At 71.3% G+C, this 17,637-nt stretch carries 19 protein-coding genes; 11 read left to right on the top strand and 8 right to left on the bottom strand.

The window, feature by feature from the left end; all coding sequences use genetic code 11:
* The first annotated feature begins 23 nt into the window (after positions 1–23).
* Complete coding sequence (locus OG322_RS31055) at positions 24–959, top strand: pseudouridine synthase (protein ID WP_124286488.1); 936 nt, start codon at positions 24–26, stop codon at positions 957–959.
* A gap of 9 nt (positions 960–968) precedes the next feature.
* Here OG322_RS31055 and OG322_RS31050 read toward each other — a convergent pair whose 3' ends face one another.
* Together OG322_RS31050 and OG322_RS31045 are read right to left on the bottom strand one after the other, a co-directional pair.
* Positions 969–1,598 carry an MBL fold metallo-hydrolase gene (locus OG322_RS31050; RefSeq protein ID WP_123468766.1) on the bottom strand — a complete coding sequence of 210 codons (630 nt, stop codon included), beginning with the start codon at positions 1,596–1,598 and terminating at the stop codon, positions 969–971.
* The gene (locus OG322_RS31045) at positions 1,598–2,683 is read right to left on the bottom strand and encodes an S-(hydroxymethyl)mycothiol dehydrogenase (RefSeq protein WP_123468768.1); all 1,086 of its coding nucleotides are present in this window, start codon (positions 2,681–2,683) and stop codon (positions 1,598–1,600) included. Before OG322_RS31045 ends, OG322_RS31050 begins: the two co-directional genes overlap by 1 nt.
* Before the next feature lie 264 nt (positions 2,684–2,947).
* On the opposite strand from OG322_RS31045, the gene phsA reads away from it, so the two are divergent.
* Positions 2,948–4,837: an O-aminophenol oxidase PhsA gene (phsA, locus tag OG322_RS31040; RefSeq protein ID WP_398913176.1), complete on the top strand. Its 1,890-nt coding sequence runs from the start codon at positions 2,948–2,950 to the stop codon at positions 4,835–4,837.
* 63 nt (positions 4,838–4,900) lie between these two features.
* On the opposite strand, the gene OG322_RS31035 is transcribed toward phsA, so the two are convergent.
* Positions 4,901–5,602 carry a FadR/GntR family transcriptional regulator gene (locus OG322_RS31035; RefSeq protein ID WP_329307279.1) on the bottom strand — a complete coding sequence of 234 codons (702 nt, stop codon included), beginning with the start codon at positions 5,600–5,602 and terminating at the stop codon, positions 4,901–4,903.
* Positions 5,603–5,745: 143 nt separating this feature from the next.
* On the opposite strand from OG322_RS31035, the gene OG322_RS31030 reads away from it, so the two are divergent.
* Together OG322_RS31030 and OG322_RS31025 are read left to right on the top strand one after the other, a co-directional pair.
* A complete protein-coding gene (locus tag OG322_RS31030; protein WP_123468773.1) occupies positions 5,746–6,255 on the top strand; it encodes a gluconokinase in 510 nt (169 codons plus the stop codon).
* Positions 6,256–6,266: 11 nt separating this feature from the next.
* Positions 6,267–7,664 carry a GntP family permease gene (locus OG322_RS31025; protein WP_123468775.1) on the top strand — a complete coding sequence of 466 codons (1,398 nt, stop codon included), beginning with the start codon at positions 6,267–6,269 and terminating at the stop codon, positions 7,662–7,664.
* Between the two features lie 20 nt (positions 7,665–7,684).
* Here OG322_RS31025 and OG322_RS31020 read toward each other — a convergent pair whose 3' ends face one another.
* Both OG322_RS31020 and OG322_RS31015 read right to left on the bottom strand, forming a co-directional pair.
* Positions 7,685–8,374, bottom strand: coding sequence for a cytochrome b/b6 domain-containing protein (locus OG322_RS31020; RefSeq protein WP_124286487.1), 690 nt, complete (start codon positions 8,372–8,374; stop codon positions 7,685–7,687).
* Positions 8,316–9,080 carry a molybdopterin-dependent oxidoreductase gene (locus OG322_RS31015; protein ID WP_123468779.1) on the bottom strand — a complete coding sequence of 255 codons (765 nt, stop codon included), beginning with the start codon at positions 9,078–9,080 and terminating at the stop codon, positions 8,316–8,318. Before OG322_RS31015 ends, OG322_RS31020 begins: the two co-directional genes overlap by 59 nt.
* Positions 9,081–9,224: 144 nt before the next feature.
* Here OG322_RS31015 and OG322_RS31010 point away from each other — a divergent pair, with 144 nt between their 5' ends.
* Positions 9,225–9,656 (top strand): ASCH domain-containing protein, encoded by a 432-nt coding sequence (locus OG322_RS31010; RefSeq protein WP_123468781.1) that lies wholly within the window; start codon positions 9,225–9,227, stop codon positions 9,654–9,656.
* A gap of 64 nt (positions 9,657–9,720) precedes the next feature.
* On the opposite strand, the gene OG322_RS31005 is transcribed toward OG322_RS31010, so the two are convergent.
* Positions 9,721–10,959: an FUSC family protein gene (locus OG322_RS31005; protein ID WP_123468783.1), complete on the bottom strand. Its 1,239-nt coding sequence runs from the start codon at positions 10,957–10,959 to the stop codon at positions 9,721–9,723.
* 101 nt (positions 10,960–11,060) lie between these two features.
* Positions 11,061–12,716 carry an FAD-binding dehydrogenase gene (locus tag OG322_RS31000; RefSeq protein WP_329307278.1) on the bottom strand — a complete coding sequence of 552 codons (1,656 nt, stop codon included), beginning with the start codon at positions 12,714–12,716 and terminating at the stop codon, positions 11,061–11,063.
* 218 nt (positions 12,717–12,934) lie between these two features.
* On the opposite strand from OG322_RS31000, the gene OG322_RS30995 reads away from it, so the two are divergent.
* The 6 genes from OG322_RS30995 (at position 12,935) to OG322_RS30970 (ending at position 16,666) form a co-directional block, all read left to right on the top strand.
* Positions 12,935–13,828 (top strand): DMT family transporter, encoded by an 894-nt coding sequence (locus OG322_RS30995; RefSeq protein WP_123468787.1) that lies wholly within the window; start codon positions 12,935–12,937, stop codon positions 13,826–13,828.
* A 113-nt stretch (positions 13,829–13,941) separates the two neighbouring features.
* Positions 13,942–14,571 carry a TetR/AcrR family transcriptional regulator gene (locus OG322_RS30990; RefSeq protein ID WP_123468789.1) on the top strand — a complete coding sequence of 210 codons (630 nt, stop codon included), beginning with the start codon at positions 13,942–13,944 and terminating at the stop codon, positions 14,569–14,571.
* A 28-nt stretch (positions 14,572–14,599) separates the two neighbouring features.
* Positions 14,600–15,373: a glucose 1-dehydrogenase gene (locus OG322_RS30985; protein ID WP_123468792.1), complete on the top strand. Its 774-nt coding sequence runs from the start codon at positions 14,600–14,602 to the stop codon at positions 15,371–15,373.
* Positions 15,374–15,406: 33 nt separating this feature from the next.
* On the top strand, positions 15,407–15,919 hold the full coding sequence (locus OG322_RS30980; RefSeq protein ID WP_123468794.1) for an NUDIX hydrolase: 513 nt from the start codon (positions 15,407–15,409) through the stop codon (positions 15,917–15,919).
* 43 nt (positions 15,920–15,962) lie between these two features.
* A complete protein-coding gene (locus tag OG322_RS30975; RefSeq protein ID WP_123468796.1) occupies positions 15,963–16,358 on the top strand; it encodes a YidH family protein in 396 nt (131 codons plus the stop codon).
* Complete coding sequence (locus OG322_RS30970; protein ID WP_124286486.1) at positions 16,355–16,666, top strand: DUF202 domain-containing protein; 312 nt, start codon at positions 16,355–16,357, stop codon at positions 16,664–16,666. Before OG322_RS30975 ends, OG322_RS30970 begins: the two co-directional genes overlap by 4 nt.
* Before the next feature lie 29 nt (positions 16,667–16,695).
* On the opposite strand, the gene OG322_RS30965 is transcribed toward OG322_RS30970, so the two are convergent.
* On the bottom strand, positions 16,696–17,631 hold the full coding sequence (locus OG322_RS30965; RefSeq protein WP_123468801.1) for an NADP-dependent oxidoreductase: 936 nt from the start codon (positions 17,629–17,631) through the stop codon (positions 16,696–16,698).
* Positions 17,632–17,637: the final 6 nt, after the last annotated feature.

Genomic DNA, 17,637 nt, shown 5'->3' with positions numbered 1-17,637 from the left:
GGCGGACCGGCGGGCGGGCCCCGATGAGGGGCCGCGCGAAGCCTCCCCCGCCGCCGTTGCCGCAGCGTGACGGGATCGATCCGGTCCGGGTGCGGCTCCCGGAGGATCCTGACGGGCAGTGGCCCACGGTCCGCGATCATCTGCTGGCGCGGTTCGGCGACGCGATCGGGGCGGACCGGGTCGACGCCATGCTCGCGGACGGCCGGTTCGTCTCGGTCCGGGGCGCGGTGACGGGCCGGGAGCCGTACGGGGCGGGCCGGTACCTCTGGTTCCACCGGGACTTCGCGCCGGAGGAGCCGGTGCCGTTCCCGGTCGGTGTCGTGTACCGCGACGAGCACCTGGTCGTCGCGGACAAGCCGCACTTCCTGGCGACGACACCGCGCGGCCGGCACATCACGGAGACGGCGGTGGCCCGGCTCCGCCGCGAGCTGGGTCTGCCGCTGCTGCAGCCGGCGCACCGGCTGGACCGGCTGACGGCGGGACTGGTGCTGTTCGTCGTCCGGCCCGAGGAGCGGGGCGCGTACCAGACGCTGTTCCGGGACCGCCTGGTGCGCAAGGAGTACGAGGCGGTGGCGCCGTACGACCCCGGTCTGGTCCTGCCGCGCACCGTACGCAGCCGCATCGTGAAGGAGCGCGGGGTGATCGCCGCCCGTCAGGAGCCGGGTGAGCCGAACAGCGAGAGCCGGATCGAGCTGCTGGAGCACCGGGAGGGGCTCGGGCGCTACCGGCTGCTGCCCGCCACCGGGCGGACGCATCAGCTGCGGGTCCATATGAACAGCCTGGGGCTGCCGCTCGTCCATGACCCGGTCTATCCGGTTCTCGAGGCGCAGGGCGCGCCCGACGACTGGTCGCGCCCGCTCCAACTGCTGGCACGGGTGCTGGAGTTCACCGATCCGGTCACGGGAGGGCCGCGCCGCTTCGAGAGCGGGCTGCGGCTCTCCGCGTGGCCGCGGGGGTGAGTCCCGGAATCAGTGGCCGCGGGCGATCCATTCGTCCAAGTGCGGGGCCTCCGCGCCGATGGTCGTGGAGTCGCCGTGTCCGGTGCGGACGACAGTGGCCGGGTCCAGGGCGAGCAGCCGGTCCCTGATCGACGCGACGATCGTCGGGAAGTGGGAGAACGACCGGCCGGTGGCGCCGGGCCCGCCCTGGAAGAGCGTGTCACCGGTGAAGACGGTGGACAGCTCGGGGGCGTACAGGCAGACGGCGCCCGGGGCGTGGCCGGGGGTGTGCAGGACGGTGAGGGTCGTCCCGGCGATGCTCAGCTCCTGGCCGTCGGCCAGTTCGCCGTCGGGTGCCCGGTCCGGGTGGGTCTGCTTCCACAGCGGCAGGTCGTCGGGGTGCAGCAGGATCGGTGCGCCGGTGGCGTCGGCGAGGGCGGGTGCCGCGTCGATGTGGTCGTTGTGCGCGTGGGTGCAGATGATCGCGCGCAGCGTACGGCCGCCGAGTGCGGCCTCGATGGCGGCGTCGTCGTGGGCGGCGTCGATGACGACCGCCTCGGTGTCGTCGCCGACGATCCAGACGTTGTTGTCGACCTCCCATTCGCCGCCGTCGAGGGCGAAGGTGCCGGAGGTGACGAGGTGGTCGATGCGGGCGGTCATCAGAAGACCACCACCGAGCGCAGGACGTCGCCGTCGTGCATCCGGGCGAAGGCCTGCTCGATGTCGCCGAGTCCGATGGTCTCGGTGACGAACGCGCCGAGGTCGATCCGGCCCTGCTGGTGCAGGTCGATGAGCATCGGGAAGTCGCGCGAGGGCAGGCAGTCGCCGTACCAGGAGGACTTGAGGGAGCCGCCGCGGCCGAAGACGTCCAGGAGCGGGAGTTCGAGCTGCATCTCCGGGGTGGGGACGCCGACCAGGACGACGGTGCCCGCGAGGTCGCGGGCGTAGAACGCCTGCTTGTACGTCTCCGGGCGGCCGACCGCATCGATGACGACGTCGGCGCCGTTGCCGCCGGTGAGCGAGCGGATGGCCTCGACCGGGTCCTGGGTGCGGGAGTTGACGGTGTGCGTGGCACCCATCTTCTTCGCCGTCTCCAGCTTGCGGTCGTCGATGTCCACGGCGATGATCTTCGCCGCTCCGGCGAGGCGGGCGCCGGCGACCGCCGCGTCACCGACACCGCCGCAGCCGATGACGGCGACCGAGTCGCCGCGGCCGACCTGGCCGGTGTTGATGGCGGCGCCGATGCCCGCCATCACTCCGCAGCCGAGGAGTCCGGCGACGGCCGGGGCGACCTCGGGGTCGACCTTGGTGCACTGGCCCGAGGCGACCAGGGTCTTCTCGGCGAAGGCGCCGATGCCGAGCGCGGGCGACAGCTCCGTGCCGTCCAGCAGGGTCATCCGCTGCTTGGCGTTGTGGGTGTCGAAGCAGTACCAGGGGCGGCCGCGCAGACAGGCGCGGCACTGTCCGCACACCGCACGCCAGTTGAGGACGACGAAGTCGCCCGGTTCGACGTCTGTGACGCCTTCGCCGACGGACTCCACGACGCCCGCGGCCTCGTGGCCGAGGAGGAAGGGGAACTCGTCGTTGATGGCGCCCTGCTTGTAGTGCAGATCGGTGTGGCACACGCCGCACGCCTGGATCTTCACCACGGCCTCACCGGGGCCGGGGTCCGGGATCACAATCGTCTCGACCCGTACCGGCTCGTTCTTTCCCGGTGCGATGACCCCTCGTACCTGCTGCGCCATTCCCGTGGTCTCCCTTTCCTGACTTTTACTGAGATCGATCACGAACAACCGTACGCGGTGCGAGCGTGTCACGGCGGCGCGCCGCGTTGGCGCGAACCGGTCACCCCTCCCCGGCGCGAACGCACCGGTTTCGGACAGATGGTACGAACCGCTGAACGCGCCCCGCTTCCGGGACGTCCTTCAGGTGCAGAGGGAACCCGGAGCCGATACCTGCGGGGGCAGGGGCCCGGGTTCCGAGAGCTGACGGAACACGGGGGAAGTACCTTGACCGAGACTGCCGTACACACGGAGAAGATCAGCGGGGAACACGAGGACATCGGGGCGCGGGTCGGCGGACTCGTCCCCTACACGGACGCGCTGACCGTACCGCCGGTGCTGCGCCCGCACAGCGGGGACGTGCTCACGGAGACGGAGATCGCGCTCACCCCGGCCTGGGTGCGGCTGCACGCACAGCTGCCGCCGACCCTGATGTGGGGCTACAACGGCACGGTGCCCGGTCCCACGATCGAGGTGCGGCGCGGGCAGCGGATCAGGATCGCCTGGACCAACCGCATCCCCGAGGGGAGCGCGTACCCGGTCACCGCCGTGGAGGTGGGCCCGGTGAAGCCGGGTGAGCCGGCGCCGCACAACCGGCCCGGACGGGACGGCGTCGAGCCGAACGCGGATGTCGCGGCGCTGCCCGCCTGGACGGTGACCCATCTGCACGGCGCGCAGACGGGCGGCGGGAACGACGGCTGGGCGGACAACGCGGTCGGCTTCGGCGACGCGCAGCTGTCGGAGTATCCGAACGACCATCAGGCGGCCCAGTGGTGGTACCACGACCACGCCATGAACATCACCCGGTGGAACGTGTACGCCGGTCTCGTCGGCACCTATCTGATCCGGGACGACGAGGAGGACGCGCTCGGGCTGCCGTCGGGCGACCGGGAGCTGCCGCTGATCCTCACGGACCGCAATCTGGACACCGACGAGGACGGCCGGCTCAACGGCCGGCTGCTGCACAAGACGACCACGGTCGTCGAGGCCGACCCGGAGACGGGAAAGCCGGTCTCGCTGCCGTTCCTGGGTCCGTACACCACGGTCAACGGCCGTATCTGGCCGTATCTGGACGTGGATGACGCCTGGTACCGCTTCCGGCTCGTCAACGCCTCCAACGCCCGGATCTACGATCTGGTGCTGGTCGACGACGAGAACAACCCGGTCCCGGGCGTCATCCGGCAGATCGGCAGCGACGGCGGTCTGCTGCCGCGTCCGGTGCCGGTCGATTTCGACGAGGTGCTGCCGGCACTGAGGACCGGCCCGGCCGAGCGGATGGACCTGCTGATCGACTTCTCGTCGCTGGCGGGCCGCCGGGTCCGCCTGGTGAACAAGGGCAAGCTCGCACCCGGAGTGCCGGACCCGGCGGCAAACGTCCCGTTCCCGCAGGTGATGGAGTTCCGGGTACGGGAGACGCGGCGCCGGGACGGTTTCGAACTGCCCGAGGTGCTGTCCGGTTCCTTCCGGCGGTACGAGCACGGCCAGGTGGAGCACGGGCACCGGCTCGTCGTACTGACCGCGCCCGGCACGCTCGGGGGCGGCGGCCACCCGGAGATCTGGGAGATGACGGAGGTCGAGGACGCCGCCGGGGTGACGGTGCCGTCGGACGGCGTGATCCAGGTGCGGGGCGAGGACGGCACCGTGCGCACGTACCGCAGGACCGCGCGGACCTTCAACGACGGTCTCGGGTTCACGGTCGGCGAGAGCACGTACGAGCAGTGGTCGTTCCTCAACCTGGGGGTGCCGACGCATCCGATGCACATCCATCTGGCGGACTTCCAGGTGATGGGCCGGGAGGCGTACACCCTGGACGGTTTCGACCCGGCGGTCGGCGGGACCCGCTCCCCGGTGGCGTTCGACCCCGGCACCACGATTGCGACGCCGCCGAACGAGCGGGGGTGGAAGGACGTCTTCCTGGTCCCTCAGGGGCAACTGGTGAAGGTGCTCGGCCTGTTCGACGGGGCGTACGGACGGTTCATGTACCACTGCCATCTGCTGGAGCACGAGGACATGGGCATGATGCGGCCGTTCGTCGTGATGCCGCCGCAGGCCATGAAGTTCGACCACGGCGCCGGGCACGGCGGGGGCCACGGCGGCCATGAGGGGCACACCGGCTGATCCGGCCGGAACGCGACATCCCCCGCGGGGCTGCCCCGCGGGGGATGTCGCGTTCCGGCCGGATCAGGGGGCGAGCACGTCGAGTTCGTGCAGGGCGCCCACCGCGATCTCCTTCGTCAGCCGCTCCGCCTCCGCCGCGTCGCCCTCGCGCACCGCTTCGGCGAGCCGGACATGGAGGGTGACGGCCGCCGGGTCGGGGTCCTCGAACATCACCTGGTGATGGGTGCGCCCCGCCAGGACCTCGGCGACCACGTCTCCGAGGCGCGCGAACATCTCGTTGCCGGAGGCGTTGAGCACGATCCGGTGGAACGCGATGTCGTGTTCGAGATACCCCTCCAGCTGCTGGCCGCGCGAGGTGGCGACCATGCCGAGGGCCCGTTCGGTGAGCTGCGCGCACTGGGCCGGGGTGGCGTGGCGGGCCGCGAGAGAGGCGGCGACGGGCTCGATCGCCGAGCGCAGGACCGTCAGTGAGCGCAGTTGGCGCGGGCGGTCGGCGCCGGCCAGCCGCCACCGGATGACCTGCGGATCGTAGACGTTCCACTCCTCGGCCGACCGCACGGTCACGCCGACGCGGCGCCGGGACTCGACCAGGTGCATGGACTCCAGGACGCGGATCACTTCCCGTACGACCGTGCGCGAGACGTCGAACCTCTGGGCCAGCTCATCCGTACGCAGCACCTGACCGGGCGGGTGCTCACCCGCTGCGATCTCCAGACCCAGGGTGTCCAGCACATGTGTATGCAGCCCCTGGCTCTGTGTGGTCATGAACCAAGAGTACGGGGACCCCCACTGGAACATTAAGTACGACGTTTACATCACAGCCTCTTGAATAAGTCGTACGTATAGGTTTCAGTAGCGCGACGGACCGATGTCGAGGAAGACATCGAAGAGAACAGCGAGGCAGCGCAATGAGCACCCCCCACGTCGTCGTGGTGATGGGCGTGGCAGGGACCGGCAAGACCACGATCGGCCCCCTGCTCGCCGCCGCACTGGGCGTTCCGTACGCCGAGGGCGACGACTTCCATCCCCCCGCGAACATCGCCAAGATGTCGGCCGGCACCCCGCTGGAGGATGCCGACCGGTGGCCCTGGCTCGACGCGATCGGGCAGTGGGCACACGGCCGGGCCGGGCTCGGCGGGGTGGTCAGCAGCTCCGCGCTGAAGCGGGTCTACCGTGACCGGCTGCGCGGCGAGGCCCCCGGTGCCGTGTTCCTCCATCTGACCGGCGAGCGGTCCCTGATCGAGGAACGGATGGCGGACCGCAAGGGCCACTTCATGCCGACCGCGCTCCTCGACTCGCAGTTCGCCACCCTTCAGCCCCTTGAGGACGACGAGGCCGGCGTCGCCGTGGATGTGTCCGGCACCCCCGAAGAAATCACCCAGCGAGCCGTCGCGGCACTGCGCCGGCTGGACAACTAAGGATCATCACCGTGACCAGTCTCAGCGTCGAGACGCTGGCAGCGGACGCCGTCGAACCGATCACCTCGGCCGGCAACGCGCAGTTGGGCATCGCCGTACTGGCGGGCATCGCCGTCATCGTTCTGCTCATCACCAAGTTCAAGATGCACGCGTTCCTCGCGCTGACCATCGGCTCGCTGGCGCTCGGTTCGTTCGCCGGCGCGCCGCCGGCCAAGACGATCGCGAGCTTCACCGCGGGCCTCGGCTCGACCGTCGCGGGCGTCGGTGTCCTGATCGCGCTCGGCGCGATCCTGGGCAAGCTCCTCGCGGACTCCGGCGGCGCGGACCAGATCGTCGACACCATCCTCGCGAGGGCGAGCGGACGGGCCATGCCCTGGGCGATGGTCCTGATCGCGTCGATCATCGGCCTGCCGCTGTTCTTCGAGGTCGGGATCGTACTGATGATCCCGGTGGTGCTGCTGGTCGCCAAGCGCGGCAACTACTCCCTGATGCGGATCGGCATCCCGGCACTGGCCGGCCTCTCCGTGATGCACGGGCTCATTCCCCCGCACCCCGGCCCGCTGGTCGCGATCGACGCGCTCAACGCCAACCTGGGCGTCACACTGGCTCTCGGTGTGGTCGTCGCGATCCCGACGGTGATCATCGCCGGTCCGGTCTTCTCCCGCTACGCCGCCCGCTGGGTGGACATCAAGGCGCCGGAGAAGATGATCCCGCAGCGCCCGTCCGAGGACCTGGACCGCCGTCCCAGCTTCGGCGCCACTCTCGCCACGATTCTGCTGCCCGTCGTGCTCATGCTGATCAAGGCACTTGTCGACATCGTGGTGGACGACCCCGAGCAGGGTGTCCAGCGGGTCACCGATGTGATCGGCTCCCCGCTGATCGCCCTCCTCGCCGCCGTCATCGTCGGCATGTTCACGCTGGGCCGGGCGGCCGGATTCACCAAGGGCCGGCTCTCCACCACCGTCGAGAAGTCCCTTGCCCCGATCGCGGGCGTGCTGCTGATCGTGGGCGCGGGCGGCGGTTTCAAGCAGACCCTCATCGACGCCGGTGTCGGCCGGATGATCCTGGAGTTCTCCGAGAACTGGTCGATACCCGCCCTGCTGCTCGGCTGGCTGATCGCCGTGGCGATCCGGCTCGCGACCGGTTCGGCGACCGTGGCCACCATCTCGGCCGCCGGTCTGGTCGCCCCGCTGGCGGCCGACATGTCGACCTCGCACGCCGCCCTGCTGGTCCTCGCCGTCGGCGCGGGCTCGCTCTTCTTCAGCCATGTCAACGACGCCGGGTTCTGGCTGGTGAAGGAGTACTTCGGAATGGACGTGGGCCAGACGGTGAAGACCTGGTCGGTGATGGAGACCATCATCTCGGTGGTCTCACTGGCCTTCATCATGCTGCTGTCACTGCTCCTCTGAGCCCTGGCCGCATGTGCCGGTCACCGGTCTTCCGGCGGCCCGGCCGGGTCCGCGGGGATCCGCCACAGCGCGTGCTCGCGACGGGCCCACCGTCGCCCGACCGACCCGGTGCGCATGCCACGGCGTGCCTCCGGGTCGGCGTACGCCATCGCGATGTGGCCGCCCAGCACGATGCCGATCGCCAGCGCCAGCCAGTCGTGCACGAACGTGGCGCTGGTCCGCCACATCAGCGGGGCCAGCCCGGTGAACCACATCAGCAGCCCGGTACCGGCCATCACCAGCACCGCACCCGCGATCCAGGCCGCGTAGAGCTTCTGCCCGGCGTTGAACTTCCCGGCCGGCCGGGAGCCGGGCCGGTGGTCGCGGTGGCGCACGGCCCGCAGCCACTTCCGGTCGTGCGGTCCGAAACGGTTGAGCCGCGAGACGTCGCCCCGCACGGCCCGCGAGAACAGCCCCGCCAGCAGCGGTACGGGTATCAACAGCCCGGACCACTCGTGCACGGTGACCACCAGATGGCGGCGGCCGACGAGTTCGGCGAGCTGCGGCACGTACAGGCAGCCGGCCGTGGCCACGCAGAGCAGCATCAGCGCCGCGGTGGTGCGGTGCACCCACCGCACCGGCCGGCCGAACCGCCGGACCAGGCCGTCCGCCTCAGGTCGTGGGGGCGTCGTCACGGCCGTTGGACCGGCCGACCCAGGCGTCGACGTCATATCCGAGCTCCTCCCAGTATCCGGGGCGTACGGAGTCCGTGACGGTGATCCCGGAGAGCCATTTCGCCGACTTGTAGAAGTACATCGGGGCCACGTAGAGCCGGACCGGGCCGCCGTGGGAGTGGGACACCGGCCCGTCCTGCATGCGCAGCGCGACCAGCACATCGCCGCGGCGGGCCTGATCGAGGGTGAGGCTCTCGCTGTAGGTGCCGTCGAAGCAGGTGAAGCGGACCGCCTTCGCCCCCGGCCGGACACCCGCCGCGTCCAGCAGCGCCGAGAGCCGTACGCCCTCGAACGGGGTCTCGGGCACCCGCCATCCGGTCACGCACTGCACGTCGCGGACCATCCGGGTCTGCGGCAGCGCCTTCAGGGCGTCCAGGGTGTAGGTGGCCGGGCGGTCGACCAGCCCGTCGACGGTCAGCCGGTAGTCGGCCGCGCCCTTCGACGGTACGGACGAGGCCACGGAGTAGTACCGGAAGCCGCCGCCGTTGGGCAGCAGCCCGGTCAGCCCGGTGGGGTCCTTGTCGGCGAGCGCGCCGAGGCCTGATTCCATGGTCCGTTGCAGGACCGGGGCGGCGACGAGCCCGGCGGCACCGAGGCCGAGCATCGTCAGGACCAGGCGGCGGCCGACGGGGGCACCGACGGCGTCCGGATCGGGGCCCGGCTCCGCCGGTTCGGGGCCGGCGCCGGGAGGGGGACTGTTCACTCCTCGATTCGAGCACTCCGGACCGCCGGACGCCAGGGGCGGCGGCGGTCCGTCACCGGCCCGTCAGATTCTCCCCGCCGGAATCCCCCCGTCGTGCCGGAAATCCCTTCGTCGCCGGCTGAGCGCTGATGTCAGACTTGCGCCATGCCGAACCGTGAAGCGCTCAAGCCCTTCCTCCTCGTCTTCCCGGGACCGCTGCGCGATCAGCTGGTCGCCGCGGTGCTCGACGGGCGGAAGGTGTCGACGACCGGACTGCTCGTGGAGTACGAGGCGGAGCAGGAGGAGCCGCCCCCGGTGGGCGAGCGGTCCGCCCTGATCGACTCGGACGGCCGGGAGATCGCGGTGCTGGAGGTGACGGAGGTCCGGATTCTGCGCCTCGGGGACGTCGATCTCCAGCATGTGCTCGACGAGGGCGAGGGCGACACGTCGGTGGCGGGGTGGCGGGCCGGCCACGAGCGGTTCTGGCACAGCGACGAGATGCGGGAGGGTCTGGGCGACCCGGAGTTCACGGTCGACGACGACACACTGGTCGTCGCCGAACGCTTCCGGGTCGTCGAACTGATCGATCCCGCCTGACCCGGCGGGCGGGCCGGGCGGGCGGGCCCGGCGGGCGGGCCGGGCGGTCGGGGCGGGCGGATTCTCACCTCACGTCCGCGTCGCCCCCCGCCGGGTGCGCGTCTTTGGCGAGGCCCAGGCGGCGCCGGACGGCCAGCAGACGGGGATGGCGCTCGTGCAGTTCCTCTGAGCGGCGGTCGAGCTCCTTGCCCAGGCGCTCCGTGCGTTTCTCGATGTCGAGCTCGTCCAGGATGCGGTCGACCTCGGCGAGCAGGGCTCCGTGCAGCTGCCATTTCCTGGGATGTTCCTGGACCGCCGCCAGCAGCATGTCCGCCACCTGGTCACGGGTCGCGCGGCTGACCGCCAGGGCGTCGGCGAGCCGGTCCTCGGCCGCTTCCGCTCCGGCGGCGACCGGGGTGGTGATCAGCACCGAGAAGCTCTCGACGGCGTCCGCCATCTGCCCGAACAGTTCTGTGAGCCCGGGGGCCACATCGGCGGGGAAGAGGGGTTCGTCGACCCGTTCCTTGGCCAGGTCGGTCAGCGTTCTGGCCAGCACCCTCAGCACCACGGCGCAGATCTCCAGCGTGTCCAGACCAGTGCGCAGCACCACGCGGTAGAGCAGCCCCTGACGGACCCGCGGGTTGAGCATGAGGCTCTCCTCGGCCTGCCGCAGCGAGGCGTCCACGGCCACGATGTCGTGGTCGATGCGGCGGGCCCGGTGCAGCCGCTCGGCCGCCTGCCCGATGGTGACCCGGCCGCCCAGGTCGCCGCCCAGGTCGCGGAACATCTGCCCCATCTCGCGGGCCAGGCCGTCGATCGACGTGCCCGCCGACTGCACCCACACGGGCGGGGCGAACAGCAGGTTGAACAGCAGCCCCACTCCCGCACCGATCAGCGTCTCGAACACGCGCTCCCACGCGGTGTTGGCGACCTGCGCCACGCCGAGCACCAGCATGGCGCTGATCGCCACCTCGGGGACGAACTCGTTCACCCGGACCAGCCGGCCGATGATCAGTGAGGTGAAGATCGTCAGTCCGAGACTCCACCAGGAGAGCCCGACCAGAGAGCTGAATCCGCTCGCGATGAGCACACCGACGATCACGGAGTTCACGCGCCGGATCCCCGTGGTCAGGGTGGCGTAAAGGGTGACCTGGACGACGAGCAACGCGGTGAGCGGAGCGGTCAGGGGCGCGGGCTGGGACAGCGTCGACGTCGCCACGACGTAGGCGATGACCGCCGCTCCGGTGGAACGCAGGGTCTGGGCCCCCACCGGTTCGGTGGTGCGCCGGACGAGTTTGATCACGGGCTCGGCTACTCCTGGCATCCCCTTCCCATGCCCGCATCCGGCGCCTGTGCACGGCTCCGCGCGCCGAACCCCACCGGACGGACGCGCGGATGCGCTGACCGGGTTCCGCGACCCGCTCCTCAGCCGACCGCCGCCGCGGCGGCCCGGCCCGCAGCCCGGCCGGAGAAGATGCAGCCGCCGAGGAACGTGCCCTCCAGCGAGCGGTAGCCGTGCACCCCGCCGCCGCCGAAACCGGCCGCCTCGCCGGCCGCGTACACCCCGGCCAGCGGGGTGCCGTCCGCGGTGAGGACCCGGGAGGACAGGTCCGTCTCCAGCCCGCCGAGCGACTTGCGGGTCAGGATGTTCAGCCGTACGGCGATCAGCGGTCCGGCCTTGGGGTCGAGGATGCGGTGCGGTGCGGCCGTACGGATCAGTTTGTCGCCCAGGTAGGCGCGGGCGCCCCGGATCGCGGTGATCTGGAGGTCCTTGGTGAAGGGGTTGGCGATCTCGCGGTCGCGGGCGGTGATCTCGCGGCGCAGTTCGGCCTCGTCGATGAGCGAGTCACCCGTGATCGCGTTCATGCCGCGGACCAGCGCGCCGAGGTCGTTCTCGACGACGAAGTCCGCCCCGTTGTCCATGAACGCCTTCACCGGACCCGGTACGTCGGCGCGCGCCCGGCCGATCACACCGCGGACGGACTTGCCGGTCAGGTCGGGGTTCTGCTCGGAGCCGGAGAGCGCGAACTCCTTGCCGATGATCTTCTGGTCCAGCACGAACCAGGTGTAGCCGTGGCCGCTGCGCATGATGTGTTCGAGGGTGCCGAGCGTGTCGAAACCGGGGAAGAGCGGGACGGGCAGCCGCTTGCCGCGGGCGTCCAGCCAGAGCGAGGACGGGCCGGGCAGGATGCGGATGCCGTGCTTGGCCCAGATCGGGTTCCAGTTCTCGATGCCCTCGGTGTAGTGCCACATCCGGTCGCGGTTGATGTGGTGGGCGCCCGCCTCCTCGGCGATGCCGAGCATCAGCCCGTCCACATGGGCGGGGACGCCGGAGAGCATCTTGGCGGGCGGGGTGCCGAGCCGCTTTGGCCACTGCTCGCGCACGAGGTCGTGGTTGCCGCCGATGCCGCCGGAGGTGACGATCACCGCCTGGGCCCTCAGCTCGAAGCCGCCCGCCGTCTCCCGGCTGCTCGCGGTCCCGCGGGCCGCACCGCTCGGCTCCAGGATCTCGCCGCTCACGGTGTCGACGGTGCCCCCGGTGCGGCCGAGGCCGGTGACCCGGTGGCGGAAGCGGAAGGTGACGAGGCCCTTGGCGACGCCCTCGCGCACCCGGCGCTCGAACGGGGCGACGATACCCGGGCCGGTGCCCCAGGTGATGTGGAAGCGGGGGACGGAGTTGCCGTGGCCGTTCGCGTCGTACCCGCCGCGCTCCGCCCAGCCGACGACGGGGAAGAGCCGCAGTCCCTGCGCGTGCAGCCAGGAGCGCTTCTCACCGGCGGCGAAGTCGACGTACGCCTCGGCCCACTTCGCCGGCCAGTGGTCCTCCTTGCGGTCGAAGCCCGCCGTGCCGAGCCAGTCCTGGAGGGCCAGCTCATGGCTGTCCTTGATCCGCATCCGGCGCTGTTCGGGTGAGTCGACCAGGAAGAGACCGCCGAAGGACCAGTGCGCCTGGCCGCCGAGCGACTGTTCGGGCTCCTGGTCGAGCAGGATCACCGAGCGGCCCGCGTCGACCAGCTCAGCCGTGGCGACCAGCCCCGCGAGGCCCGCCCCGATCACGATCACATCAGCGTCGTACGCCATGGGTTCCATCCTTGTCGGGGCGATCCGGACCCGGTCCGGCGGAAGGACCGCACATCACCCGTGAGGTTCCTCGCGAAGTTACTGGTGCGTCAGATCTTCGGTACCGACCGCCCCGGCGTCAACCGCCCGGTCGGCGGCACTCCGGCCGCACCGGTGGCGTCCAGGCGCTATCGTCGAAACAAATCACTCTCTTCCGGCCTGACTTGGGGTAGAGAAGCGTGTCGGTGCTGGTTCTCGTGCTCGCCGTGAGCGCGGCCTGCTGTCTGGGATTCGGCTTCGTGCTGCAGCAGGCCGCCGCCAGGCACGCCCCGAGGAGCGACTACCTGTCGCCCCGGCTGCTGCTGGACCTGATGCGGGTACGGAGCTGGCTGGCCGGTATCGGTCTGATGGTCTGCGGCATGGTGCTGGGCGCACTGGCCCTGGGCAAGGGCGAGGTCTCCGTCGTCGAGCCGCTCCTCGCCACCAATCTGCTCTTCGCGATGACCCTGTCCCGGCACCGCACCGGCCAGCGCCTTGGCCGGCAGGGCTGGGCCGGGCTCTGGCTGCTGGCGTGCGGGGTCGCGACGTTCCTGCTGGCGGGCGAACCCAAGGGCGGCACGGCGGTGTCGAGTCCGCTGCGGCACTGGCTGGTGATCGGTGTGGTGACGGGCCTCGCCCTGGCGCTCACCATGTTCGCCGCGCGCTCCCGGTCGGCGGCGGCCCCGGCGCTCCTCGCGGTGGCGGCCGGACTGCTGTACGGGCTCCAGGACGCCCTGACCCGGGTCAGCGGCCAGCGGATCGGGGACGACGGCTGGGCGGCGCTGGTGACGAGCTGGCAGCCGTACGGGGTGCTGGTGCTGGGGGTGACGGGGCTGCTCCTGGTGCAGAGCGCGTTCGAGAGCGGCCCGCTGCGGATGTCGCTGCCCGCGCTGACCGCGGCCCAGCCACTGGCCGGGATCGCCTGCGGGATCGGGTTCCTCGGCGACGAGGTGCGCACCGACACGGGCGCGCTGGCCTGGCAGGCGGCCGGGCTCGCCGCGATCGTGGTCGGGATCGTGCTGCTGGGGCTGCATCCGGCGATGCCGGAGGGGCCGGTGGGCGGGCGCCGCACCAAGACGCTTCAGCCGCGCTGAAGCAGGTCCGCCCGCGGCGGCAGGCACCCCGTACCGCCGCATGTCCCCCATCTCACAGGCGGCCCGACGCTCCGCCCTGGCAATTAATAATGGCCAGCATTACAGTGGGCCCCATGGCGAGAACGTCTGGACAGGACACCAGGGACAAACTGATCCGCGCGGCCGAGGAGATCTTCGCCGCGCAGGGTACGGACGGCGCCCAGCTGCGGGACGTCGTCCGGCTGGCGGGCCAGAGCAATCCGTCGGCGGTCCAGTACCACTTCGGTTCCCGCGCCGGGCTGCTCGACGCCGTGATGGCCGGCCGCCAGGCCCGTACCGAACAGGTGGTGGCGCCGCTGCTCGAAGCGCTCTCCGCGGACTGCGGCGTACCGGAACTCCTCACCGCGCTGGTGACGGCGGAGGCGAGCCTGCTCGCCGACGACCGGGGCCGGCGCTGTCTGCGGATCTCGTCGGGGCTGAGCCATGAGACCGGTCTGCGGACCGGCCGCCTCCACCCCGCCCTGGACGGCACCGCCTACGGCCGGCTGATCGGCCGGATCGGGGACCGGCTGGAGGCGCTGCCGGAGCCCGTACGCCTGGAGCGCCTCGATCTGGCGCTCACCCTGATCGGCGCGGCGCTTGCCGACCGCGCCCGCCAGGGACTCGACGGCACGGAGCCGCTGACCGGCCAGGAGCTCTTCCTCGCCGATCTCGTCGGCACCACCACCGCGTTCCTGCACGCCCCCGCGCCGCACGGCGCGTGAACCACCCGCACCACATGAAGGACATGTCATGACCGACAAGAACAGCCTCAGTGACCGGACCGTCGTCATCACCGGCGCCGCCCGCGGCCTCGGCGCCGAGGCCGCGCGCCTCGCCGTGGCCGGCGGCGCGAACGTCGTGATCACCGACGTGCTTGACGAGGAGGGCGCGGCGACCGCGGCCGAGCTCGGCCCGAAGGCCCGCTTCCTTCACCACGACGTGACCTCGGAGGAGGACTGGCAGCGCGTCGCCGAGTTCGCCCTCGCCGAGTTCGGACGGATCGACGGCCTGGTCAACAACGCCGGGGTCTCCACCGGGCAGCCGCTGGAGACCGAGACGGTCGAGCACTTCCGCAAGGTCATCGACATCAATCTGACGGCCGTCTTCATCGGCATGAAGACGGTGATCCCGCTGATGAAGGGGAACGGAGGCGGCTCGATCGTCAACATCTCCTCGGCCGCCGGGCTGATGGGCCTCGCCCTGACCTCCAGCTACGGCGCGTCGAAGTGGGGCGTGCGCGGGCTGACGAAGGTCGGCGCGGTGGAGCTCGGCACGGCGAAGGTGCGGGTGAACTCGGTGCACCCCGGCATGGTCTACACGCCGATGACCGCCTCCGTGGGCATCCAGCAGGGTGACGGCAACTACCCCAACACCCCGATGGGCCGGGTGGGCGAGGCCGGTGAGATCGCCGAGGCCGTCGTCTTCCTGCTCTCGGACGCCGCCTCCTACATCACCGGGGCCGAACTCGCCGTGGACGGCGGCTGGACCACGGGCCCGACCGTCAAGTACGTCATGGGCCAGTGATCCTCCGCGGCGGTCTGCTGTTGGATGAGGTGCATGACACCTTCTGACGAGATCCTGGACATCGTCGACGAGAACGACGAGGTCGTCGGGCAGGCCACGCGCGGCGAGGCGACCGCGCGTGGCCTGCGCCACCGCTGCGCGTTCATCGAGGTCAGGGACGCCGACGGCCGGATCTTCGTGCACCGCAGGACCGCCACCAAGCTGGTCTTCCCGTCCCACTACGACATGTTCGTCGGCGGAGTGGTCGGCGCGGGCGAGACGTACGACGAGGCGGCGCTGCGGGAGGCCGAGGAGGAGCTGGGCGTCACGGGGCTCCCCCGCCCCGAGCCGCTCTTCAAGTTCCTCTACGAGGGCGACCGGCACAGCTGGTGGTCGTACGTCTACCGGGTACGGTGCGAGCTGCCGGTGAAGCCGCAGGTGGAAGAGGTCGCCTGGCACACCTTCCTCACGGACGCGGAGCTGGCGGAGCGGCTCGACGACTGGCTGTGGGTGCCGGACGGACTGGAGTGCCACCGGCGGCTGCAAGCGCTCCGCGAAGCGCCCTGAACCGGCCCGCACCGCATACCGAAGCGGCAGATATGGTCCGGACGTGAACGAATTCGTACAGAGCCTGCGGCTGTGGTTCGCGCCGCAGCGTATCCGCGAAGAGGGCGACACCCCCGACTACCGTTTCTCGCTCGCCAACGAGCGGACCTTTCTCGCCTGGATCCGGACGGCACTCGCGCTGATCGGCGGCGGTTTCGCGGTCGACCAGTTCCTGCCGGGACTCTCCTGGGGCATCCGGACCGGTCTCGCGCTGGCCCTGCTCGCGGCCGGTGTGCTGTGTGCGCTGCGGGCGGTCAACCACTGGGTGCGCTGTGAGCTGGCCATGCGGCGGGGCGAGGATCTGCCGGTCTCCCGGTTCCCGACGCTGCTGAGTCTCGCGGTCGCCGTCGTCGCCGTCGCGATGGTGGTGGTGGTCCTCTTCGGCTGGGAGGGGCGGTGAGCGCCGCGGAGCGCGATCCCGGCCTGCAGCCCGAGCGGACCAGGCTGGCCTGGCGCCGCACCACGCTCTCCTGCACGGTGGTGGCGCTGCTGGCGGGCAAGCAGGCGCTGCACGGCGGGGCGAGCCCGGCCGGGATCGTCGCCCTGTCGCTGAGCGTGCTCGCCTGGCTGGGGTTTCTCCGGGTGGCGAACCGCCGGGTGCAGGGCATGGGAACCGCCCGTCCGCAGCAGCTGGGGGCGAGGGAGGCCCTGATGACCGCGGCGTGCACGGTCGCGCTGGCGGTGTTCGCGGTGGCCATGCTGTTCTGATCGCGGCGATCGCGGGCCGGGCGCGGCGGTCAGCTCTCCCAGTCGACCGTGACGACGATCTTGCCGCGGGTGCGCCCCTCAGCATTGAGCCGGTGCGCCTGTGCGGCCTGTTCCAGCGGGAAGACCCGGTCCACATGGACCGAGACGATGCCCCGCTCGGCCAGTTCCGCCAGATGGGCGAGGTCCTTGGCGTCCGGCCGCACGAAGGCGTATTTGCCGCCGTAGGAGAACACCTCGCTGTCCACGATGGAGGTCAGCCGCCCGTCCGGCGCGAGCGTCTCGGCGGACACCCGCAGGGCCTCCCCGCCCACGGTGTCGAAGGCGGCGTCGATCCCGTCCGGGGCCAGCGCCCGCAGCCGGTCGGCGAGCCCGTCCCCGTACTCCACGGGTTCCGCGCCGAGCTGTCGCAGATGGTCGTGGTTGTGCGCGCTCGCGGTCCCGATGACCCGGCAGCCGGCGTGCCGGGCGATCTGCACGGCGAGCGAGCCGACACCGCCCGCCGCCGCGTGGACGAGGACGGTGTCGCCGTCGCGGATGCGCAGCGACCGGTGGAGCACCTGGTAGGCGGTGAGACCGGCCAGGGGCAGCCCCGCGGCCTCCTCGAAGCTCAGCCTCAGCGGTTTGCGCGCGAGGGTGCGCACGGGCGCGGCGACGTACTCGGCGAAGGTGCCTCGGCTGAGGAAGTCCTCCCGCACGTATCCGATGACCTCGTCGCCCACGGTGAACTCTTCCACGGCGACGCCGGGCTGGACGACCACCCCGGACACGTCCCAGCCGGGGATCACGGGGAAGACCGCGTCGAGCGCGGCGTCGAGATTCCCCTGCCGCGCCTGTCGGTCGACCGGGTTGACCGCGGCGGCACGCACCTTCACCAGGACGGTGTCGGGGCCGACCTTGGGGTCGGGCCGCTCGCCGTACTCCAGGACATCGGCATCGCCGTATCCGCTGTAGCTGATCGCCTTCATCCTCCG

Origin of the sequence: Streptomyces sp. NBC_01260 (assembly GCF_036226405.1) — a bacterium.
Taxonomy (GTDB): Bacteria; Actinomycetota; Actinomycetes; order Streptomycetales; family Streptomycetaceae; genus Streptomyces; species Streptomyces laculatispora.
This window is presented reverse-complemented; position numbering and strand designations above follow the sequence as displayed.